Source organism: Mycobacterium asiaticum DSM 44297, from assembly GCF_000613245.1.
In the GTDB taxonomy this organism is placed as follows: domain Bacteria; phylum Actinomycetota; class Actinomycetes; order Mycobacteriales; family Mycobacteriaceae; genus Mycobacterium; species Mycobacterium asiaticum.
Map to the genome: position 1 here is coordinate 1,159,305 of NZ_HG964936.1, position 22,236 is coordinate 1,181,540.

The following is a 22,236-nucleotide window of genomic DNA, read 5'->3' on the forward strand; positions in this document are numbered from 1 at the left end:
AATGAGAGTAATTGTTCTCAACCGACAGGGCGGGGTGGGTGAGTGGTGAAGGTTCTGGTAACCGGCGCGTTCGGTTTGGTGGGCACCCAGACGGTAGTCCAACTGCATCAGCGGGGTGCCGCAGTGGTGGCCACCGACCTGTGTACGCCGGGCAATCAGAAGGCCGCGCGTCGCCTGCCGGGGTCCGTCGACGTGCGCTGGGCGGATCTCACCGACCGCGCGCAGGTTGAGGGCCTGCTCGCAGCGGTAGCTCCGCAAGTGATCGTTCACCTTGCCGCCGTCATTCCCACCGCGAGCTATCTGAATTCCGCGCTGGCCCAGCGCGTCAACGTCGACGCCACCCGGTCAATGCTGGCGGCTGCCGAACACCTGCCCGACCGCCCGCGCTTCGTCTACGCATCAAGTGTCGCGGTCCATGGTTCGCGCAATCCGCACCGGAACGAATTGCTTCGCGCTGACTCGCCGCTTCAGCCGGTCGAGTCCTACGGAGGCCAGAAGCTGGAGGCGGAGCGTTTGGTGCGTGTCTCGCAATTGGACTGGGTGGTACTGCGGCTCGGCGCGGTGGTCAGTACCAGGCTGCGGTCCCTGCCTATCAGCGCCGACGTGCTGTTCCTGGAGTGGTCGGCGCCCTCGGACGGCCGTATCAATACGGTCGACGCGCGTGACGCCGGCAGCGCCTTCGCGGCTGCCGCAACCTCCGACATCAGCGGCGAGATTTTCATGATCGGTGGCGATGAAAGCCATCGCCAGTTGCAAGGCGAGATGGGGCCGGCAATGGCCGCGGCCATGGGACTGGTCGACTGCTATCCGGTGGGCCGGCTCGGTAATCCGAACGACGACAGCGCGTGGTTTGTCTGTGACTGGATGGACACCGCGCGGGCGCAGGAGGCACTCGGGTTTCAGAACCATTCCTGGCCGAGCGTGCTTGCCGAGATCCGCGCGCGCGTCGGCAGATGGCGGTTTCTATTGGCCGCGCTACGGCCGATTGTCCGGCTAATACTCAAGCGGCGGATGCCTTACCGGGGTCTGCCTGGTGTCTATGCCGACCCGTGGACGCTGGCCAGCCGGCGGTGGCCTGGCGTGCAACTCGAGATCACGACATGACTGATTCAGCAAGCGCCGCCAACTCGCGCTTGACAACCTTCCCAACATCGTTGCGCGGCAAGCGATCCAGAAAGACAAACCGCACTGGCACGCGATAGGGCGTCAATCGGTCGCGGCACCAGGACATCAGATCGGATTCGGTGAGTGCCGGGTCGGTACGTACCACGAATGCCCAGGGCACCTCGCCGAGCCGTTCATCAGGAACCCCGACCACCGCGGCTTCGCGCACCCCGTCGGCGCCGGCCAGCACATCCTCGACCGCGCCGGGAAACACTTTCAGCCCACCGCGATTGATCATGTCCGAGACCCGGCCGTCAAGCCACAGGAAGCCGTCGTCGTCGAACCAGCCGAGGTCTCCGGTGTGGAACCAACCGTCGTCGGTCAGCCTGTCGAGAAAAGCGGGATCGACCCTGCGTGCCGCGGTGGTCGGGGTGCGCACCAGCACCTCGTCGTCGGCAATGGTCACGTCGATGCCGGGCAGCGGACGCCCGGCGGAACCCAGCTTGATCTCGCCCCACTCGCGCGCGTCCGCTGCCGACCAACCGACCACTTCACCGCCCAGTTCGGTTTGGCCGTACGAGTTGAGCACGGCAACGCCGAATTTGGCCCGGAAGCGGCGAGCCTGTGCCGGTGACAGTGGGGCGGTGATCGACCGGACGATCTTCAGTGGCGACAGGTCGGTGACTTCGTCGTCATGAAGCACCATCGTCAATGCTGCCGGCGGTAACACGGTGGAGCGCAACTGATAGCGCTTGACCATCGCGGCGAAATCCGTTGCGGCGAAACGCTCCATCAGGACCACACCCGAACCCGCCCGGAATGCGAACAGCACCTGGTAGATGCCGGCCCACAGGGACAGCGATAGCGGAACCAGGTTCGGCATCGGCGGCCGGTTCCCCTGTCTCTCGGTAGATCTGGGGCCGCGAAGTTTCTCCAGCAGGCGGTCGATCAGGTCGAGCACGGTGCCGTGACGCAGCGGCACCGGCTTGGGCGCTCCGGTCGTCCCGGAGGTGAACTGCAGCAGAGCGACATCGGCGTCGTACCGGCGCGGATCGGTCGGTTGCCGGGTGCCGGAGTCCACCGACCAGTGCAGGTCCGTACCGGTGAGCAGGGTCAGTCCGAATCGTGAGAAGCGTTGCTTGAGTTCGGGAGTCGTGATGACGGCGTGCGGCCGTAGAGTGTGCAGCTGCGAGGCCAGTTCCTGATCGGCGGCCCGCGGGTTGAGTGGTGTGTAGACCCCGTCGGCTCGCCAGACGCCGAACAGTGCGGCAACGGTGATCGCATCGTTGGGCAGCATGGCGGCGACCACCTGGCCGGGTGACAAGCCGGACTCGGCGAGCAGCGTGCCAAGTTCGGTTGCGCTCGCGGCCAAGTTGGCACTGGAAAAGTCTTTGGTCAGCGTGTGCACGGCTATGTCAGGCAGGCCGTCCAGCAACTCCACCAGGCTCACGAATCACTCACCAGTGGTTGCCAGTTCGGCGGCCTCTTGTCCGCGAATGCCTGCGGGCCCTCGTTTTGGTCCGGGTGCCCCCACATCGACGTCAGATGCTTGGCGCCGGCTCGGCATGCATCCGTCAGTCCGTACTCCAGCGCACCCCACAACGCCCGCTTGGTGGCCCGCATCGCCGCCGGGGAATTCCGGGCGATCTTCTCGGCGAGCTCCTGCGCCACATCGCGTAACTTCTCGGGCGGATCGACCACCTCGCTGATCATGCCGAGTTGGTAGGCGCGCTGAGCGGTCAACCGTTCATGACTGCCGACCAGCGCCATCCGCAGCACGGCCTCGGCGGGCACCTTGCGCATCAGGGCAATCGTTTCCAGTGCGGAGACCTGGCCGATGGACACGTGTGGGTCGACGAATGTCGCATCCGATGCGGCGATCACTACATCGGCGTCGGCCACCCAATGCAGACCACCGCCCGCACAGACGCCGTTGACTGCGGTGATAACGGGTTTCCCGACGTCGCAGTGCCAGGCGGTGAGCTTGAGATCGAGGGTGCGCATGGTCTCCTGGAACTGCAGTACCGCCTCGCCGTCGAGCTCGTCGACGTCGGCGCCCACCTGGAAGGCACGACCGTTCCCGGTGTGGACGATGACGCGGACATCGGGGTCAGAGTCCAATTGCCGCCATGCTCTCGGGAATTCGTTTCGCATCGCGGCGTCGTACGCGTTGAGCCGGTCCGGTCGGTTGTTGATGATCCACCCGACGGGTCCGCGCCGCTCGACGATCAGCCGCTGAAATGTCATTGGACCTCCAGTGCGTCGGCGGGTGGTTGCCACTGCGGGATTCGTTTGGCGTGCCAGGCCCGGACGCCTTCGGCGTGATCGGGGTGGTTGCGCAACCGCCAAATCTCCTCCGCTGCTTCACTGCGGGCCTGGGTGAGTCCGACTTCCAGAGACCGCCACAGCGCCTTCTTGGTGGCACGCACCGCCGTGGGTGAGTTGAGGGCGATGGCCGCAGCCAGCCGGGCTGCCGCTTCCCGAAGCTGATCGCCGGGTACGACTTCGGAGACAATCCCCAACTCGTAGGCGCGTTGGGGCGAGATGCGCTCACCGTTGCCGCTGAGCGCCATTCGCGTAATTGCCTCCATCGGAGACTTCCGCAACAGGGTGATCGCCTCGTATGCCACCGCCTGACCCACCGATACATGGGGATCAACGAAAGATGCTGACCGAGCGGCGATCACGATATCGGCGTCAGCCACGAGATGTAGTCCGCCGCCCGCACACACGCCGTTGATCGCCGCGATCACCGGCTTCGACACCTGACAGTGCCACGACGAGATCTTCAGCGCGGCGTCTCTGGTCCGCCGCGAATGCCGGCGCATGGCTGCTTTGTCCCGTGCCACCTGTACGACGTCCATACCGGTGCAGAACGCCTTGCCGTTGGCGGTATTGACGATTACCCGCACCTCGGGATCGCCGTCGAGATCGGCCCATGCCGCCTCGAGCTCGTCAAGCATCAGTGCATCGAAGGCATTGCCTGCCTCCGGACGATTCAGAATGAGCCATCCAATGCCTTGTGACTTTTCCACGATCAGCCGCTGGTAGGTGCTCACGAGCGCGGAACATCCTTCCACGGCTTGCCCTTCCAGGGGTCGGGCTCCCTGGGTAGGCCGAGCACACGCTCACCGAGGATGTTCTTGTTGATGTCGGTCGTACCGCCCTCGGTTGCGTTGGCGAGGCTGCGCAGCATGCCGTGAACTTCGGGCGGCAATGCATCCGGATCATCGGTGGCCGGCCAGGCGACGGCCGCGGTCCCGAGCAAGTCGACCATCAAATCCTGAATCTGCTGGTTGAGACTGGCTTGGTGCACCTTGCCAATCGAGGACGCCGCACCGGGGGACTGCCCGGCCGAGAGTGCGGAACGCACGCGGGCGTTGGTCCACCCGCGGACCCGCTCTTGGGCCCACAGGCGCATGATCTTGCCCCGAATGACAGGGTCCGGCCACCGCCCCGTCTCCTGAGCCAGCGTGATCAGGCGTTCGGCGCTGAAGCCGCCGAGGCGTCCCATTCCGCCGGACCCCGAGCCCGACACCATCTGGCGCTCGCTGGAAAGCGTTGACGCACTGACCCGCCAGCCATCGTTGAGTTCACCCACGCGGTGCGCGTCCGGGACCCGGGCACCGTCCAGGAACACCTCGTTGAACTCGCATTCACCGGTGATCTGGCGCAACGGGCGCACCTGCACGCCGGCCTGGTGCATATCGAGCAGAAAGTAGGTGAGGCCCTTGTGCTTTGGCTGCTGCGGGTCGGTACGCGCGAGCAGCATCGCGAAGTCGGCCTCATCGGCCCAGGTGGTCCACACCTTTTGCCCGGTGATCACCCAATCATCCCCGTCCGGCACGGCTCGGGTGGCCAGCGAGGCGAGATCGGAGCCGGCGCCGGGTTCACTGAACAGCTGGCACCACTTCTCCTCGTTGTGCACTATCGGCGGCAGGAATCGAAGCCGCTGCTGCTCGGTGCCGTGGCTGAACAGCGCAGCAGCGGCGTTGTTGAGGCCCAATGGGTTGAGCCGGTTGAGGCGCAACGGTCGCAAGACCTCTTCGATTGCCCGAGCGGCAGCGTCGCTGATGCCCAGTCCACCGTATTCGGGCGGCCAGGTGGGCACGACCAATCCCGATCGGGCGAAAGCCGGGTACCAGTGCCGGTAGTCGGTAACGCTGCGGACCGCCCGTAGGGCACCGGGCCCTGCGGCGGCTGCTGTGCGCCAAGCCTGCGGTACCTCGGCGGCGACCCACTGCTCCACGGCCGCGACGACCTCGGCGACGCTGTCGCCGTCGGTGACCGATACCCGCATCATCGTCCTTGGAACTTTGCGTCGCGTTTGTCTCGGAAGGCGGCCATGCCCTCGCGGAAGTCCTCGCTGCGACTGGACAATTCGAGCGCCATCGCTTCGTTCTGCAGGTGGCGATCGAGGTCGAGTCCATTGCCGCTCTGCAAGAGCCACTTGGTCAATCCCAGTGCGACGGTCGGGGCCTCGCTCAGCCGGGCAACAAGTTCGTCGGCAGCGCATCCCAATTGGTCATCCGGGACCGCCTGGTGGATGATGCCCCAGTCGGTTGCGGTCTCGCCCGAGATCTCCTGCCCCAGCAAGAGCAGTTGGCGGGTGCGGACCATGCCGATCAGTCGTGGCAACAGCCAGGCTGCACCGCTGTCCGGCGTAAAGCCCCGCGCCATGAACGGTTCCCAAAAGCGGGCACCGCTGGCGGCGACGCAGAAGTCGGCGGCCAGGGCGATGTGGAATCCGAGGCCGGCGGCCCAGCCGCGGACCACAGCAACAATCGGTACCTGGGTTTCCAGCATGAGCGGAATCAGCCGGTTGGCTTTGTTGGGCAGTCGGCGCTGGGTGCTCCCGACCCGCGGTTTGCGGTCGGATTTGGCGTTGCGGGCGATCAGATCGGAGCCGGCGCAGAAGTCAGGACCCTCGGCATCGACGCGGATGACTCGTACCGACTCGTCGGTCCCGGCTCTGGCGATGTGGTCGATCATCGCGTCGAGCATCACGTCGTCGACCGCGTTCCGGCGATCGGCACGATCCAGTGTCAATCGCAGTTGCGGCCCATGCTGGGCGGCTTGTAGTCCCGGGACGCTCTGGTACCTCATGCGATCATCGCCTGGCGAATTGTGCTGATACCGCGGTCAACAGATCCGCCAAATCGCAGGCGCCGCCGGGTGGCTCGGGCAGCCGGACAGGTCCGTGCTGGCGACTCGGCAGCAGGATGGTGGCGTGTCCGGGCGCGGTGACCTGACCGCGCTGATTGGTCGCGGCGAGATCGACATCGACAGCGGGACGGTCACCTTCGGCGAGATATTTGCGCACGACCGTGCCGGTGATGCTGTGTACGTCTCCCACGTAGTTGAACAGGCGGAACTCACAATCGAGTTTCCATAGCCACGCGTCGTCGCCCATCCAATCGGTGCACAGGTGGATCAGCCAGGTCTCGCGCATGCGTCCGTAGTCAAAGGTGTTGGGATTGCCCGCGTTTCGTGCCGCTGTTGGATCCCAGTGCACTCGTTGCTGGACGTCGGGCACGCCGTGTTCGTCGAGGGTGTAGAAGCGGGGGATTCGCTGGCGGTTGAGCCATGCCAGGCGCAGTGGCCGAACGCCATACATGCCCATGCCCATGCCGACGTGCCAGCAGACCATATCGGTCACCGTGAGTGGACCCTTGGTCAGCGGGCCCACCCCGTCTCCCTCCGCAACGTCCTCCCACCAGCGCGGGTCGGCGCCGCGCACCGCCTCGCGCGCATACCGTTCATCGAGCTCGGCGATCTCTTCTGGGGTCCAGGTCTTGGGCTCGACGGCGTCATATTTCTTGCGACCGCGTGCTTTGCGACGTTCGGTGCGGATCATATTGCGGTATTGACCGCCCAAGATGATGCCCTCGTCGTCGCGGAACACCTGAGCCGACCACTCGTGGATGGCCCGGTCGGCGAAATCGCTGGTCTTGTCCAGGGCTGCTACCAACGCGTTGCGCCGAAACACCCGGCGGTTGGCGCGCAACGGGGCCCACCACTCCCGTGCCGATGACGCATAGAACGCGTGCACACCGCGCAAGGGGTCCCCTTTGGTCAGGGCGCGGTCTTCGTCGGACAGGGAAGTGACCTCGTCTTCCCCGATCAGCGTGTCGCCGCCGATCAGGGCAGGTGGCGCAACGGGCTCGCCCCACACGGATTTGGCTGCGTACTCCGGATCACCCCACAGCGGGTTGTCGTCGCCATAGCTTTCGGCGACATGGCGAAACGCGTCCTCGTTGGGACGAAAGTAGTGGGGCGGCTGCGGGTGTGGGACGGCGATACCGATGGTGGCCCGCAATCTGGCCAATCCCTCATCGGTGATCCGGCCGGTCTCGGCCATCGGATTGCCTCCTCTTGGCGGCCATGTATCAGCCGGACTCGCAACCAGACAGAGTGGAAATTAAGATACCCGAAAAACGGAAATGCCGTTAACGCAGGGGTTGAGGCAGATGGCTGAAGAAGGCTCCGGCATCGTAGTGACGATTGGTGACGATGCTGTCGCACGGGTCAAGATTGACCGCGCCGAGGTGGCAAACTCGTTGTCGCCGTTGGCACGCGATGCTCTCACCGATGCGTTCCTGCGAGCCAACAACGACCCGGCGGTGCGTGCCGTGTTGCTCACCGCCGCCGGTACCCGGCATTTCTGTGCCGGCGCGGGACTGGCGTCACCCGCTTCCCCGTCGCCCCCACCCGAGAAACGTCCCGGCGACGTGGCCCGGATGTTGAAAGGCGGCTGGCAACGCCTGGTTTCCTCGGTACTGGACTGTGACAAGCCGGTCGTTGCGGCGGTCAAGGGTACGGCGGCCGGCGCGGGCGCCAGCCTGCTGCTGGCCTGCGACCTGGTTGTCATGTCCACGGAAGCAACACTCGTCGCGGCATTCGTCCATCGCGGCATACTGCCGGATTCCGGAGCCGTACACCTGCTGACCAGAATAGTGGGTCTACGCAAGGCGACCGAACTGTTGATGCTGGGCGAGCCCGTGGACGCGGTGACCTGCGAGCGGCTCGGCCTGGTCAACCGCGTGGTCGACCTCAACCAAACCGATGCGGCCGCCGAAGAATTGGCGTTGCGCTTAGCGGCCGGCCCCACCGTGATGCTGGGCCTGACCAAGCGGCTGTTGGCCGTTTCATCGGAGTCGGGCCGCGACTGTGCCTTCGAGCAGGAGGCTTGGGCCCAGGAAGTGGTGTCCCACACCGCCGACCTGCAGGAGGGCCTCTCGTCGTTCGCCGAGCGCCGCAAGCCCCGGTTCAGCGGTCATTGAGCCGCGGGACGTCATCCCGCGGCGGGACCGCCGCGGATTGTGAAAACGGCGCTGTCGTCGATGTCGTCGATCGACGCTGCCACCTTTTCCGCGGATAGCGCGGTGTCCTCGATTCCCTTGGTCACGCCGATGAACACCCGCGACACTTTTCCCGCACCTACCGAGTAGATGTGTGCGGTACGGTCGCAACGTTGGTGTGACAGGTAGATGACCACCGGCGTGACAAGCTCGGGATCCATTACCTTGCCCGCCTCGCCCATGATGTTCTCCGTCATGCGGGTTCGTGCTATAGGCGCGATGGCATTGATCGCGATGCCGCTGCGGGCGCCCTCGATGGCGAGCACGTGCATCATGCCAACCAGGCCCATCTTGGCGGCACCGTAGTTCGCCTGTCCGAAATTCCCGAAAAGGCCGGTACCGGAGGTGGTTTGCACGATTCGGCCGTAGTTCTGCTCGCGCATGATCGGCCAGACCGCCCTGGTCACGTTGAAGGCTCCAATGAGGTGAACCGCGACCACGGCGTCGACCTGCTCGGCGGTCATGTTTTTGAAGGCCGCGTCGCGCAGGATCCCGGCGTTGTTCACCAGCACATCGACTCGGCCGAACGCATCCATCGCCGCTTCGACAATTGCGGCGCCGCCGTCCTCGGTAGCCACCGAGTCACCGTTGGCGATCGCGGTGCCACCGGCGGCGGTGATCTCGTCCACCACCGATTGTGCCGCCGAAGTCGACGCACCGGTGCCGTCCACCGCGCTGCCGAGGTCGTTGACCACGACGCGAGCGCCGCGGCGCGCCAGTTCCAGGGCGTGGCAACGACCCAGCCCACCCCCGGCGCCGGTGACGATGGCAACCTGATTATCGAAAGTCATTGACGGCATGGATGAGAGGTTACATTTACTCAATCGAGAACCGACATTTGCATCGGAGGGCCTTATGAGCGGCGCGGCGGAACTCCTGCGGCAGGCCCGTCGGCGTGCCGAGTCGCTGCGCTCCCGTTACCGGGCAGCGGGGTACTGGTCGGCGGAGCCCTTCGACCAAGTGCGTTGCGCCGCGGAGCGGGATCCCACCCGGATTGCCGTGACGATTCGCGGCGCCGATCTCACCTATGCCGAGCTCGACGCGCGTGTTGACGCGGCCGCCCAGGCGATGCTCGACGCGGGCGTCGTCCCGGACAGCCCGATCGTGCTGGTGGTCGGCAATGACGTGGAATCGGTCGTGGCGGTGCACGCGGCGTTGCGGATCGATGCGGTGGTACTGCTGGTGTCGCGCAGCGCGGGCCCGGCTCAACTTGCGGAAATCGTCTCGCACGACGACATTCGGTACGCCGTGGCGCCGAAGTGGGCGGCGAACACCGCGCAGGAGCTCCCCGGACGTTGCCGGTGGATCGAGGTAGACAATGGCGAACGCGTGCCCGGCGTGGCACGGTCGCGGCCGGCGCGCTCGGCTGACGAGCCGTGTTTCGTTTTGTACACCTCGGGCACGACCTCACGGCCCAAAGGGGTCGTTCACTCAATCAGCACATTGGCGAAGGCATCTGCCAACTATGTTGCGGCCGCCGGACTTACCAGCGAGGACCGAATCTTTCTGATCAGCCCGCTGGCTTCGGTCACCGGAGTCGTGCAGGCGCTGTTCATCGCGCCCATGCTCGCATTACCCGTCGTCCTGGAGGATCGCTGGAACCCGGGGGCGACGTGCGACCTACTCCTGGCTTCGGGGGCGACCTGGTACGGCGGACCGGACCGGCTACTGGACCGGGTGCTCGACGAAGTGGTGGCGCGCGGCGCCGCCGTACCACTACGTGCGGTCTACCTCGGCGGCACCATGCTGGACCGGCGAATCGTGAAACGCATCGAAGACAGCTTCGGCGTAGTGGTCATGCGCGCCTATGGCTCGTCTGAGGTGCCGGTGAGCACCTCTGGCCTGCGCGATGAGCCCAAAGAGGTGCGACATGCCGATGACGGGGTGCCGCTCGATGGTGTCGAGGTCCGTATCGGGTCGGCGGCCGAACCGACCGAGTGTTGTATCCGGGGCCCGCATGCTTTTCTGGGCTACACCGACGGCGACGACGATGCCCTGGGCCTGGACGGGGAGTGGTTCCGTACCGGCGACGTCGCCGAACTCGTCGCCGGTCGCGTGCGGATCGTCGGGCGGATCAAAGACATTGTGATCCGTAACGGGATGAAGATCCCCGCCGCCGAAGTGGAGGATGCGGTGTCGCGGATCGGCGGGGTGCGCCAGTGTGCCGCCTACTCGGTTGCCGATGCCACCACCGGTGAGCGACTGGCGGTGGCGGTAGTGTCCGAGCCTGACCTCGAGTTATCGCTGGCTGACGTTACCGCAGCACTGGTCTCACAAGGATTGCCGAAGTACAAACTGCCCGAGGAGTTGGTGCTCTGGGACGAGCCGCTGCCGGTCAACGCCAACGGCAAGGTCGAGCGCAACAAACTGCACGGGCTCTCGGGTGGCCGGATCCGGCTGGTGGCAGAGCGGGTGGCCGCTACGCCGTGACGGGATGAAAAACAGGCACGATGAATCCGTCATCGCCGGTACGGAACGCAACCGCCAGTGGCAGGTCGGCGCGCAGGTCTTCGACGCGACAATTCTCTACGACGCTCATCACGCGGGGCCCTTCCTCGAGGTCCACCATCGCCAGCACATAGGGCGTGCGCGCGTCGAACGGTGCCGCGTTCTGGTGGACCACACTCCAGGTGTAGAGCCGCGCGCGGCCGCTGGCCGGCGCCAGGTTGACCTCCTCACTCCAGCAATGCGGACAGAACGGCCGTGAGTACAGCGACGCCTGGCCGCAGGATCGGCAGGTGTTGACCATCAGCTCGCGGTCCTGCACCGCCGACCACCAAGCCTGGCTGTCGAGGTCGATGGTCGGGTGATCGGCCGCCGTCATCACTGTCTCCCAAGAATCATCGTGGCGCTGTGCGTGAAGAAACCACCCATCGCATGAACGCATGCCAGCCTGGCTCCTGGGACCTGGCGTGCCGCGCACTCGCCCCGCAACTGCCGGACCGCTTCCACCATCAGGAACATGCCCCGCATACCGGGGTGACAGCTTGCCAGACCTCCGCCGTCGGTGTTGGTGGGCAGCGACCCACCGGGGCGCAGTGCGCCTGAGGCGATGAAGGGTCCTCCCTCGCCCTTCGAGCAGAAGCCAAGGTCCTCCACGGTCAGCAGCACGGTGGAGGTGAATGAGTCGTAAAGCTGGCACACATCGATCTCGGCCGGGCTGACGCCGGCTTGCGCGAACGCTCGCGGCCCCGACCGCGCGGCCGGCGATGTGGTGAAGTCAGGCCATTGGCTCATGCTGACGTGCGACGTGGCATCGGCGGCGCCCAGGATCCAGATCGGTTCGCGGGCCGAGTCTTTCGCGACCCGCTCGCTGGCCAGCACCACCGCGCCGCCACCGTCGGTGCGTAGGCAGACATGTTTGGTGGTGAAGGGATCGGCCAGCATCGGTGCGGCCGCGACGTCGTCGACGGTGATGCGATCGCGGTCGAACGCGTCCGCATTCATCGCTGCCCACTCGTGAGCCGCGACGGCGACTTCGGCCAGTTGGTCCGTGGTGGTACCGAATTCGATCATGTGACGGCGGGCCGCCATCGCATACTTGGCGATCAGCGTCGCACCGTAAGGTGCCTCGTACTGCATGGCGCCGCCGGTGCCCAAGGTGGCCGCCGACGCGCGGACTTGACGCTTGACGTCAGAGCGTGCGGTCGACCCGTAGGTCAACAGGGCAGTATCGATCTCGCCGCTCGCGATCGCCGCTGCCGCGTGCCGCGCCATCACTTCCCATGAAGATCCGCCTACGTTGGTCGCGTCGACCCAGCTGGGCCGAAGTCCGAGATACTCGCTCACTTCCACCGGCGGCAGCAGTGTCCCGTGTGCGCCGAAACCATCGATCTCGTCCTTGCTGAGTCCTGCGTCGGCGACCGCCCGGCGAGCGGACTGGGCCATCAGGGCCATCGCGGTTTTGTCTGGCACCCGGCCGCAATCGGAAAGCCCGACACCCACAATGGCGACACGGTTGGACGACATAGCTAATGGTTATCACACCGGCGTCGGCCTGATAACGGACGTTAACCGGTTTCTGGAAGCGATATTCTCGGTGGACTACGGTGAGCCTATGACGGGAGCGTTGCGGGCCGCGCTGCGCGGCGAGGCGCTGGTGCTGTGTCTGGCTCTGCAGAACTCGCGCACACCCGACGTCCCTGCGGTCGCCGCGGCGTGCGGATACGACGCGGTCTACGTCGACCTCGAGCACACATCGACGTCCTTGGAGACCGCACAGTTGCTCTGTGTCAGCGCGCTGGGCGCAGGTATCTCCGGTCTGGTCCGGGTACCGTCGGCCGATGCCAGCCAAATTGCCCGTGCACTCGATATCGGTGCAGTGGGAGTCATTGTGCCCCACATTAATTCAAGTGACGAAGCGCAGGCCGTTGTGCACGCCGCACGATTCCCACCGCTCGGTCGTCGATCGATTTCGGGACCCAATGCGGTCAGCGGCTACACGTCGAGAACGGCTCCGCGCCTGGTCGAGGTGCTTGAAGAGCATACGGTCGTAGCCGTGATGATCGAGACGCCCGAGGGTGTGGCGGCTTGTGACTCGATCGCCGCAGTCGATGGCATCGACATGATCCTGATCGGACCCAGTGATCTGACCGCCGAGATGGGCATTCACGGGCAGTATGAGAATGAGCATTTCCACAGTGCAGTAGAATCGATCGCGGCGGCTTGTCGTAAGCACGGCGTGGCGCTCGGAGTGGCTGGAATCAAGTCCCTTGACCTGCTGGAACGCTTTGTAGGACTGGGGCTGCGCTTCATCTCGGCGGGGACCGATGTCGGGATGATGGCCGAAGCGGCCGCGGCCCGTGCGCTGGCGCTTCGCGCACTCGAGCGGCCGCGAGAGCCATGAACGTCAACAGGAGGACCGGATGCCGACAGCCATCTACACCGAACAAGTCACCGACCCGATGGCTTGGACCGGCGCCGACGTGAGCAAGGAGGACTTGACCTTTGACCTGTCGGCCCGCAATGTGGCTGCGCTGGAATCGATCCTGGCCAAGACGGCGGCAAAGGACCGCGATGACATCACTCCGGACGACGCACGGCATCCGGACCTCGACGACGACCTTGCCCGGCTGTACCGGGAATTGATGTTCGGCAGGGGTCTGGCTTGTGTTCGCGGCTTCCCCGTCGAACAACACTCGATCGAAGATCTCGAGCGAATCTATTGGGCGTTTTGTACGCATCTGGGATATCTGGTGTCCAACAACTCCTTCGGGCACCGCATGGTGCGGGTGCAGGAGGAGGTGCTGCCCGGCGGAGTGCAGCCGGCGCGTGGGACCAAGTCGCGCGCCGAACTGGCCATGCACAACGACGCCGCCGACATTTTGTCGCTGTTGTGTGTATATCCCGCCGCCGAGGGTGGGGAAAGCCAGTTCGCCAGTGGCCCGGCCGCGCACAATCGGATACTCGCGGAGCGTCCGGACCTGTTGGGGGTGCTCTACCAAGGCTTTCCGCATCACCGCCGCAGCGAACAACCCGACGATCAGCCAGACGTGACCCCCTATGACGTGCCCGTGTTTTCGCAGATCGACGGCAGGATCTGTATCAACTTCACCTACAGCAGCATCCTGCCGGCCATGAAGACGCTCGGTCGAGAATTCACCCCGGAACAAGCCGAGGCGGTGGACTTGCTGCGCAACGTCCTGGTCGAACAGCAGGTCGAGTTCCGACTCGAATCCGGTGAAGCGGCCGTGGCCAACAACTTCGCGATGTGCCATTCCAGGTCCGACTTCGTCAGCAGTACCGACCCGACGAAGACCCGGTGCTTCCTGCGCGCTTGGATGGAGGTGCCCCGCAAGGACCGCCGGCTGCCGATGGGTCGCGAGTACTTCCATATGGAGAACAAAGATCTGCGGCTGGGTTATGACGTGGTCGCGGGACGGGACGGCGCGATCGCGCGTAACGACTATAAGAACGTCGACGCTGCCCTGGCTGACATGTTCAAAGCCGCGCAGGCTAAACCCAACGTCAAGCGATGACCGTCCGTCCGCGACTGGTCTTCGAACGCTGGACCGATCCCGTCGCCGGCGACATTCTCGACCTGGCGGACATCGATCTCGTCGAGCTGGACCTTGCGGCCCCGGATGAGCAAGGCTGGGCCGCACTGGAATCCGCGCATGGATACCAGGTGGCCACCCGTTCCGACGTGACGCCCTACCCTCGGGGTACGCAGTGGATGGCAGGGCCGAAGCTGGTCGGCCGGTGCGCACAGCTGGTAGCGGTATGCTCTGCCGGCGCCGGTTACGACGTGATTGACGTCGAGGCGTGCACTCGCGCCGGGATCGCGGTGTGCAACAACTCCGGCCCGGGTGCGGAGGCGGTCGCGGAACATGCGCTGGGCTTCATGCTCGACTTGGCCAAGCGGATCACGGTTGCCGATCGCACGCTGCGTGCCGGCCCGCTCGTGAACCGGATGACTTTGCGGGGTACACAGCTCCTAGGTAAGACGCTCGGCGTGGTCGGCCTCGGTGCCATCGGCGGTCGCCTGGTGGAGCTGTGTGCGCCCTTCGGCATGGATGTTCTGGTGTTCGACCCGTACGTCGACGAAGTGACCGCCCGAAGTCGCGGGACGCGGCTTGTCGGCCTCACCGAATTGCTGACGCGGTCCGATTTCGTTCAAGTGACCTGCCCGCTGACCGCGGAGACGAGGGGACTGTTCGGTGCAGAGCAGTTTGCCGCGATGAAGCCAACGGCGTTCTTCATAACCACCGCGCGCGGTCCCGTGCATGACGAAGCGGCGCTGCTGCGAGCACTCACCGAGGGCGAGATCGCCGGGGCGGGTCTGGACGTGTTCCACGACGAGCCGCCCGCGCCGGACAACCCGCTGCTGCACCTCGACAACGTGATCGCAACACCGCATACCGCAGGTATCACCGTAGAGGCCGCCCGCGACCTGGCCGTGGCCACGGCTACGCAGTGGCAGACCATCTTCGGCGGTGGCGTCCCGCCGCGCCTGCTGAATCCCGATGTGTGGCCGCGGTACTGCGAGCGGTTCCAAGACATATTCGGTTTCCGTCCCGATGCCACAACGGCTTTGAAGAACAGGGGTCACGCCGGGTGACGCACTACGACACCATCGAGGTCGAGGTCAGGGGTCATACAGCTTGTGTGACCCTCAACCGTCCCGCCGTTCTCAATGCGATCAATGACGAAATGATCGCCGAGCTTACGGTGGCCTACGCGGAAATCGAACTTTCGCAGGATATCTGGACCATGATCATCACCGGTGCCGGCCGGGCATTGTGTGTGGGCGCCGACGTGAACAAGGCCGCCGACCACGACATGGAGAACGCACCGGGCATCGACAATCAGGGCGATGCGATCTTGAGCTCTATGCGGCAGTGGGATGCACCCCAGGAGGCGACGCCGCCATGGCTGCAGATGACCAAACCGATAATCTGCGCGGTGAACGGGATCGCTTGTGGGGCCGGCATGGATCTGGTGACGACGGCCGACATCACGGTTGCGTCCGAGCGTGCGACGTTGATGGACCCGCACGTCAGCATCGGCGTGACATCCGGGCGGGAAGGGGTCAGGCTCGCCAGGCTGTTGCCACTGCCCGTGGCGATGCGACTGATCTTGATGGGCCGTCACGAGCAACTCGACGCCCAGCGCGCATACGACCTGGGTGTCTTCACCGAGGTGGTGGCGCACGATCGGCTCATGGATCGCGCTTGGGAGATCGCTGATGTGGTCAATTCGAATGCCCCGCTGGCCGTGCGAGGATCGCGCATGGCGGTTCGTAAGGGCCTGACATTGCCCATCTACGAGGCGGAATTGCTGGCTGAGAACTATCGCATGAAGGTGGCCTTGACCAAGGACGCCATCGAGGGACCGCGTGCCTTCCTGGAGAAGCGCAAGCCGGACTGGCAGGCCCGCTAAGCGTTAACGCGGGTTACAGCAGGCCGAAGAAGCGCTTCGCGTTGGTGGACAACACCTTACGTTTGGTCTCTTCGTCCAGGCCTTCGGTCGCCTTGTTGGCGACTTCCATGCTTCTCGGCCAGTTGGTGTCGTTGTGTGGGTAATCGGTCTCGAACATCAGCTGGTCCGGTCCGACCAGGTCGAGGATCCGGAACGCAACCGGGTCGCCGAAAGTGGAGAAGTAGACGCGGCCTGGCACCTGGCTGCTCGGCGGCTCGGTGAGCAGGGGATGAATGCCACCCCAGGCCCGGCGGTCCTCCCAGACCTCGTCGACACGTTGCAGGTAGTAAGGGATCCAGCCCGCTTGCGCTTCGGCGAACGCGAGCTTGAGGTCGGGGAATTGCATGAGCTTGCCGGAAAACAGCCAATCGACGAGCGCGATGGTGCAGTTGACCGCCATCAGCGCGCTTGTGACAACGTGCGGCGAGTCGGGTGAGGATTTCGTGAGCGATGAACTCGAACCGATGTGCAGCATGATGCCGACCTGATTGCGTTCACAGGCGGCGAAGAACGGGTCCCAGTAACCACTGTGAATCGACGGCAGTTCGAGGCGCGACGGCAGCTCCGAGAAGCACACCGCATGCATGCCTTTGGCGGCCACCCGTTCCACCTCCCGGCTCGCCAGTTCGACATCCCAGAGCGGAATGATGCCGAGCGGGATCAACCGACCGTTCGAGCCAGCGGCCCACTCGTCGATCTGGAAGTCGTTGTAGGCCTCGACGCAAAGCTTCGCGAGTTCCTTGTCCTTACCGTAAAGAAAGCGTTGGCCGCAGAATCGGACCAAGGTGTTCGGGAAGCACGCCGAGGCCTCGATCCCCGCGACGTCCATGTCGGCAAGCCGGTCGGCTGGACGGAAGCAACCCGGACGCATCTCGTCGTAGGTGATCGGGTCGGTGGAGAGCTCGTCGAGGTCGTATCCGGCGGCCGCGCTGATCAACGGAATTGGGATTCTCTTGTCCTCGTAGTGCCAGATGTCCGCCGCCCGGCCCTGTTCATCCTCTACGAACGCGACATCGGAAGTGACACTTGGATCCATGCGTCCGCGAGTACGAACGATGCGCGGCCCGACGTCTCGATAGCGCTCGGGCAACCGGGAGGTCCACAAATCAGCCGGCTCCACCAAATGGTCGTCGGGCGAAACGATGAGGATGTCTGCGCTCAACGCCGCACTCCTTCATTTCCACAAAACGAGAATGATCGTTTTCACCGTACCGTATGAACCGGGGCGCGACGCCCGGAGTCAACATGCGCGTGCAGGTAGCGCGCGGTTGCGGGCGTCTTGTGGGTATTCTTAACTGCATCATGGCTGCAAAGAAGAGCGCCGGCGCTGATACCAAAGCCGGCATAGAAGTTGTCGATACCGACGTCGAACCAACCACCACGTGGCAAGAGCGCACCATCGAGCGGCGCCTCAGTTCGGCGAGAGCCCGTGCTCTCGCTCGCAGTTCGCGGTTCCTTGCGACCGCGCTGGAGTTGGTTGAAGAGTCGGGCAAGGCCGACTTCACGATCCAGACACTGATCGACCGGTCCAACCTCAGCCTGCGTGCGTTTTACCAGCACTTCGCCGGCAAGGAAGAATTGATGCTGGCGTTGTACGAGAACGTCACCAGCCAGTTCACCGAGAACATCCGGCAAGAGGTAGCGGCGGCGGACGGGCCGATGGAGCAGCTGGAAGCGTTTTGCCGCGGCGTCCTGTATCGGGCCGAGTCCTCGGAAGCGGTTGGCGGACGGGTCATGACGATCTACAACCTGAGCTTGGAGATCAACCGGCCGGCCGACTTCGCCAAGGTGTGGGAGCCGCATCTGAAGTTGCTTACCAAGATCATCACTTCGTGCGCACGAGCTGGGTTGGTGCGCAACGATCTCACGCCCCAGCAGCTGACCACGCTGCTGAACACGACGCTGACCGCACTGGCTCAGATCGGTGTATTCCATTTGGGCGGTAAGGGATCGAAGCTGACCGAGGATCAGCTGTGGGCCTGGTGCAAGCAGGCGGTCAGCCCACCCGCCCCGGATTCCGCCGCCAAGGTGCCGCGCAAGTCGACCGCGCGAGCAGCTGCGCCCCGCCGGGTGCGCAAGCTAACGGGGTAGACCGAGTCCGCGCTGGGCGATGATGCTGCGCTGGATCTCGCTGGTCCCCGCGTAGATCGTGGTGCCCAGGGCAAAGCGGAGCAGGTGCTCGAACCGGCCTTCTTGAGGTGCCGTGGGTTCGAAATAGCTGCGCAGTCCGTCGGGGCCGACCAGCTCGACGATGTCCTGGCTGGCCCGTTCGAGAGCCTCGGTGCTGAACAATTTCGACATCGACCCCTCAGCCACCGGTATCCGGCCCTGCTCGGTCATCCAGACGCAGCGACGTTGTAGCAGCATCGCGACTTCGTTCTCCATCGCCACCCTCGCAAGGCGGCGCCGGACGTCTGAATCATCGATCGGCGGCGAGCCGTCCTCGGCCGAGCAGCGGGCCCAATCCTCCGCGTGCTGCAGAAGCCGGGTCAGGTGCGGACCCCAGCCCGAAGCGTGCTCATCCTGCAGAGACAGGCCCATAACTCGCCAGCCATCGTCGACTTCGCCGATCCGCCACTCGTCACCGAGGCGGACATCAGAGTAAAAGGTGATGTTGGTCCGCTCGCCGGAAAGCGTCCAGACGGCTTGTACGTCAAAGCCTTTGCTCTCGCGGGGGACGAGGAACATGGTGAGCCCCTGGTGCTTGGGCCGTTGAGTATCGGTGCGGGTCAGCAGGAAGATGTAGTCGGCGATATGGCCGTTTGTGGTGAACATCTTGCTGCCGTTGATAATCCAGTCGTCACCGTCGCGTACCGCCCTCGTCGTCGCGGCCGCCACGTCCGATCCGCATTCGGGTTCGGTGAAGCCCAACGCGATCGTGATGTCACCCTTCATGGCGGCATCGAGCACGAGCTCCTTCATCGCGGGAGAGCCGACCGCGCGGATGATCGATGCCACCATCCGGGTCGTCTCGGCGAGGTACATGGGCGCGTCAAACCGCATCAGTTCCTCGTTGACCACCTGCGCGTCCCATGCGTTGCGGTTCTGGCCACCGAACTCGACGGGCCAGTCCGGAGCGAAATAGCCCTTTTCGACGAGTCCTTTCGTGAAGTCGTCATCGTGCGCAACGCCGCCTCGATAGATGCGTTCGGTAAATTCTGGCGTCAACATCGCACGAAGGTGGGCGCGTACCGCGTCGCGGTACGCCTCGGTATCGGGGTCGAGCTGGAAATGCATTGCAGCGAGCGTAGCAATGCCACGCCCGGGGCAAGCGAGGTGTCAACCGCTGCGAGAAGGGTTATTCTCGGAACGCTATGAAGCGGCTCAGTGGCGTGGATGCAATGTTGCTGTACAGCGAAACAGCCGAGATCCACATGCACACGATCAAGGTGGCCGTGGTCGATCTGTCCGCTCTGCCCGCCGGACTGCCTTTCCCCGAGCTGAAGAAAGCCGCCTATCGGGTGCTGCTCGGACTCGAGCCGCTTCGCTACCGGCTCGTAAGCACACCCGGTCACTATCACCATCCGATGTGGCAGGAGAACGTTCCGATTGACCCCGACTATCACATCAGGAGGGCTGTGGTCGCGCCGCCCGGCGGGCGCCGGGAACTGGATCGACTGATCGGTGCCCTTGCGGCTGTTCCACTGGAGCGGGACCGCCCGCTGTGGGAACTGCATATCGCCGAAGGGCTCGCCGACAACCGCATCGCCGTCATCCTCAAGCTCCACCACGCGCTCGCAGATGGGGTGGCTTCGGCCAACCTGATTGCGAAGGCACTACGCGAATACGAATCCCTGTTGCTTGCCGACACTGCAGACAGGCCAGAATCGATCCCGCCCGTTGGCCGACTCGTGGAAGGTGCCACTCGCGAGCACCTGCGCCAGCTGGCAAACCTGCCATCACTGATCTGGCGGACCGGGGCGGGTGTGGGACGTGTCTGGCGCCGATCGCGTCAGCGCAGGAGAAGTCATGCGCCAAGGCGCCCGGCCCTCCCACCGCCCAGCTTCGCCAACCATGTCGTCTCACCCGGGCGACGGTTCGCCACCGCTTCATTGCCGCTGAGCGAGGCGGTGATGGTCAGCAGGAAGTTGGGCGTGACCATCAACGACGTGGTCCTTGCGATAGCGGCCGGAGCGCTGCGAACCCTGCAGCTGCGTTACGGCGGCAGCGTTGACAAGCCACTGCTCGCCGGGGTGCCGGCGAGTTTCAACAAATCACCGACGCGTCTGAGCGGCAATGAGTTTGGCTACATGATCCCGCCGCTGCCGATTCACATTGCCGACCCCATCGAACGGGTGCGCCTCACCTCAGCCGCCGCCGTTGTCGCCAAAGAGAATTTCGCGCTGCGCGGTCCCACCCTGATGGCCGAATGGCTGGCTTACCTGCCGCCCCGGTTCTCCCCAGCGATGTTTCGCTGGCAATCACGACGACTGAGCTCGGGCTCGGTGATGAATTTGACGATCTCCAACGTTCCCGGGCCTCGGACCGCCCACACCCTCGGTGGCGCGCGGATCAGTGAGATCCACTCGGTGGGTCCGCTGGCCGCGGGCAGCGCGCTGAACATCACCGTCTGGAGTTACGTGGACCAGTTGAATGTCTCCGTGCTCACCGACGACCTCACGATGGACGACCCGCATGAAGCGACGCAGGCAATGACGGATTCGTTCAATGAGATTCGAACGGCCGTATTGGCGTCGGGTAACTCGCCAGGTGCGCACCTGTCACCGGCGGCCGGCGACTGAGCCGCTGAATGGGCTGTGGATAATGCTACTCTCATCTTTGAGAGTGAGCATATCCGCTCGAGGAATGGACACCGGTGGATCTGAGCCTGTCCGGCGAACAGCGGCAGTTGGTGGATTCCTTCGCCGCGCTCTTCGCGCGCGAGTCGACCTCCGATCGCGTGCGCGCGGTTGAGCCGCTGGGTTTCGATCCGGCCCTATGGAATGCATTGGTAGACACTGGTTCCGTCGAGATGGCCGTCGCGCAGGAGCGCGGCGGTTCGGGCGCATCGGTACTGGACCTGGCTCTCATCGCCGAGCAGTACGGTCGGGCGGTGGCGTCGGCTCCGCTTGTCGAAGCGCAGGTGGCGGCCCGATTGCTGGCCGATTGCGGGGGGGCCGGTGCCGAACTGCTCGGTCATGTGCTCGCCGGTGATTCGCTCGTCACGTTCACTCCGCGGGCCGGGCGGAATATGCGGCTGGAGCTGGTTCCGGCCGGTGCGGTTGCGGACTGGGTGATCGCAATGGTGGACGGGCGCCTGCTGGCGGTGCCGCTGGGGGACAACCGGACCGGCGTTCAGAATCTTGGCTCGCTGCCGCTGGCGGACATTGCGGTTGACGCTGACTTCGTCGTGCTGGCCGACGCCGTGACGGCGCTCGAGCTCTTCGATGTGGCGCTGGATCTGTGGTTGACCCTGACGGCGGTTGCGGTGACCGGTGCGGCCGACAGGGCCCTCGAGTTGGCGGTCGAGTACGCCAAGCAGCGTCAGGCATTCGGCGCCGCTATCGGCTCGTTCCAGGCGGTTTCACATCCACTGGCCGACAGTGCGACCGCCGTCGCGGGGTCCCGGCTCCTCGCGCTACGGGCGGCATGCGCCGCCACCGATGAGTCCGACCGCGTGCGTCAACTTGCGGCCATGGCGTTCGCGTTCGCCTACGAAACTGCGCGTGATGCCACCCGACGTAGCCTGCACATCCATGGCGGCTACGGATTCAGCATGGAATGCGATGTCCAGTTGTACTACCGCCGAGTCCGCGGCTGGGCACTGACTTACGGTGAACCGGCTGTCGCGCTGGATCGCGTCGCCGATGCCCGCTACGGAAAGGGCGTGTATGGCCGTCGGACATCGTAA

At 64.8% G+C, this 22,236-nt stretch carries 21 protein-coding genes; 10 read left to right on the forward strand and 11 right to left on the reverse strand.

Features of this window, described 5'->3' with window-relative positions:
- The first annotated feature begins 45 nt into the window (after positions 1–45).
- Positions 46–1,104: an NAD-dependent epimerase/dehydratase family protein gene (locus tag BN972_RS05530; RefSeq protein ID WP_235192368.1), complete on the forward strand. Its 1,059-nt coding sequence runs from the start codon at positions 46–48 to the stop codon at positions 1,102–1,104.
- On the opposite strand, the gene BN972_RS05535 is transcribed toward BN972_RS05530, so the two are convergent.
- The 6 genes from BN972_RS05535 to BN972_RS05560 are packed head-to-tail and all read right to left on the reverse strand — an operon-like array spanning position 1,094 to position 7,465.
- Entirely contained in the window at positions 1,094–2,554 is a 1,461-nt protein-coding gene (locus tag BN972_RS05535) for a class I adenylate-forming enzyme family protein (RefSeq protein WP_036353807.1), read from the reverse strand. The genes BN972_RS05530 and BN972_RS05535 overlap by 11 nt on opposite strands.
- Positions 2,551–3,351: an enoyl-CoA hydratase/isomerase family protein gene (locus BN972_RS05540; RefSeq protein WP_036353810.1), complete on the reverse strand. Its 801-nt coding sequence runs from the start codon at positions 3,349–3,351 to the stop codon at positions 2,551–2,553. The genes BN972_RS05535 and BN972_RS05540 overlap by 4 nt, the downstream gene beginning before the upstream one ends.
- A complete protein-coding gene (locus tag BN972_RS05545; RefSeq protein ID WP_036353812.1) occupies positions 3,348–4,163 on the reverse strand; it encodes an enoyl-CoA hydratase/isomerase family protein in 816 nt (271 codons plus the stop codon). The genes BN972_RS05540 and BN972_RS05545 overlap by 4 nt, the downstream gene beginning before the upstream one ends.
- On the reverse strand, positions 4,160–5,407 hold the full coding sequence (locus BN972_RS05550) for an acyl-CoA dehydrogenase family protein (protein ID WP_036353815.1): 1,248 nt from the start codon (positions 5,405–5,407) through the stop codon (positions 4,160–4,162). Before BN972_RS05550 ends, BN972_RS05545 begins: the two co-directional genes overlap by 4 nt.
- The gene (locus tag BN972_RS05555; protein ID WP_036353818.1) at positions 5,404–6,210 is read right to left on the reverse strand and encodes an enoyl-CoA hydratase/isomerase family protein; all 807 of its coding nucleotides are present in this window, start codon (positions 6,208–6,210) and stop codon (positions 5,404–5,406) included. The genes BN972_RS05550 and BN972_RS05555 overlap by 4 nt, the downstream gene beginning before the upstream one ends.
- Before the next feature lie 4 nt (positions 6,211–6,214).
- Entirely contained in the window at positions 6,215–7,465 is a 1,251-nt protein-coding gene (locus BN972_RS05560; protein ID WP_036353821.1) for a hotdog family protein, read from the reverse strand.
- A gap of 109 nt (positions 7,466–7,574) precedes the next feature.
- On the opposite strand from BN972_RS05560, the gene BN972_RS05565 reads away from it, so the two are divergent.
- A complete protein-coding gene (locus tag BN972_RS05565) occupies positions 7,575–8,387 on the forward strand; it encodes an enoyl-CoA hydratase/isomerase family protein (RefSeq protein WP_235192369.1) in 813 nt (270 codons plus the stop codon).
- A gap of 11 nt (positions 8,388–8,398) precedes the next feature.
- On the opposite strand, the gene BN972_RS05570 is transcribed toward BN972_RS05565, so the two are convergent.
- On the reverse strand, positions 8,399–9,265 hold the full coding sequence (locus BN972_RS05570) for an SDR family NAD(P)-dependent oxidoreductase (RefSeq protein ID WP_036353827.1): 867 nt from the start codon (positions 9,263–9,265) through the stop codon (positions 8,399–8,401).
- Between the two features lie 55 nt (positions 9,266–9,320).
- On the opposite strand from BN972_RS05570, the gene BN972_RS05575 reads away from it, so the two are divergent.
- Entirely contained in the window at positions 9,321–10,895 is a 1,575-nt protein-coding gene (locus BN972_RS05575) for a class I adenylate-forming enzyme family protein (RefSeq protein ID WP_036353830.1), read from the forward strand.
- Here the strand turns inward: BN972_RS05575 and BN972_RS05580 are convergent.
- Positions 10,885–11,289 carry a Zn-ribbon domain-containing OB-fold protein gene (locus tag BN972_RS05580; protein ID WP_036353834.1) on the reverse strand — a complete coding sequence of 135 codons (405 nt, stop codon included), beginning with the start codon at positions 11,287–11,289 and terminating at the stop codon, positions 10,885–10,887. The genes BN972_RS05575 and BN972_RS05580 overlap by 11 nt on opposite strands.
- On the reverse strand, positions 11,289–12,434 hold the full coding sequence (locus tag BN972_RS05585; protein ID WP_036353837.1) for an acetyl-CoA acetyltransferase: 1,146 nt from the start codon (positions 12,432–12,434) through the stop codon (positions 11,289–11,291). Before BN972_RS05585 ends, BN972_RS05580 begins: the two co-directional genes overlap by 1 nt.
- Positions 12,435–12,522: 88 nt before the next feature.
- On the opposite strand from BN972_RS05585, the gene BN972_RS05590 reads away from it, so the two are divergent.
- From BN972_RS05590 to BN972_RS05605, 4 genes are read left to right on the forward strand one after another with little or no spacing between them, the layout of a single operon-like run.
- Entirely contained in the window at positions 12,523–13,311 is a 789-nt protein-coding gene (locus BN972_RS05590) for an HpcH/HpaI aldolase family protein (RefSeq protein WP_172831418.1), read from the forward strand.
- 19 nt (positions 13,312–13,330) lie between these two features.
- Positions 13,331–14,443 (forward strand): TauD/TfdA family dioxygenase, encoded by a 1,113-nt coding sequence (locus BN972_RS05595; protein ID WP_036356632.1) that lies wholly within the window; start codon positions 13,331–13,333, stop codon positions 14,441–14,443.
- Positions 14,440–15,525, forward strand: a complete 1,086-nt coding sequence (locus BN972_RS05600) for a hydroxyacid dehydrogenase (protein WP_036353840.1) — start codon at positions 14,440–14,442, stop codon at positions 15,523–15,525. The genes BN972_RS05595 and BN972_RS05600 overlap by 4 nt, the downstream gene beginning before the upstream one ends.
- Positions 15,522–16,346, forward strand: a complete 825-nt coding sequence (locus BN972_RS05605) for an enoyl-CoA hydratase/isomerase family protein (RefSeq protein WP_036353843.1) — start codon at positions 15,522–15,524, stop codon at positions 16,344–16,346. Before BN972_RS05600 ends, BN972_RS05605 begins: the two co-directional genes overlap by 4 nt.
- Positions 16,347–16,359: 13 nt before the next feature.
- Here the strand turns inward: BN972_RS05605 and BN972_RS05610 are convergent, their stop codons facing one another.
- Positions 16,360–17,547 carry an amidohydrolase family protein gene (locus BN972_RS05610; RefSeq protein WP_036353846.1) on the reverse strand — a complete coding sequence of 396 codons (1,188 nt, stop codon included), beginning with the start codon at positions 17,545–17,547 and terminating at the stop codon, positions 16,360–16,362.
- Positions 17,548–17,687: 140 nt separating this feature from the next.
- Between BN972_RS05610 and BN972_RS05615 the strand changes: the two genes are divergently transcribed.
- Positions 17,688–18,476, forward strand: coding sequence for a TetR/AcrR family transcriptional regulator (locus BN972_RS05615; protein ID WP_036356635.1), 789 nt, complete (start codon positions 17,688–17,690; stop codon positions 18,474–18,476).
- On the opposite strand, the gene BN972_RS05620 is transcribed toward BN972_RS05615, so the two are convergent.
- A complete protein-coding gene (locus BN972_RS05620) occupies positions 18,465–19,622 on the reverse strand; it encodes an acyl-CoA dehydrogenase family protein (RefSeq protein ID WP_036353849.1) in 1,158 nt (385 codons plus the stop codon). The two genes, BN972_RS05615 and BN972_RS05620, sit on opposite strands and share 12 nt — an antisense overlap.
- Positions 19,623–19,699: 77 nt before the next feature.
- On the opposite strand from BN972_RS05620, the gene BN972_RS05625 reads away from it, so the two are divergent.
- Entirely contained in the window at positions 19,700–21,127 is a 1,428-nt protein-coding gene (locus BN972_RS05625) for a wax ester/triacylglycerol synthase family O-acyltransferase (RefSeq protein ID WP_036353852.1), read from the forward strand.
- Positions 21,128–21,201: 74 nt separating this feature from the next.
- A complete protein-coding gene (locus BN972_RS05630; RefSeq protein ID WP_036353855.1) occupies positions 21,202–22,236 on the forward strand; it encodes an acyl-CoA dehydrogenase family protein in 1,035 nt (344 codons plus the stop codon).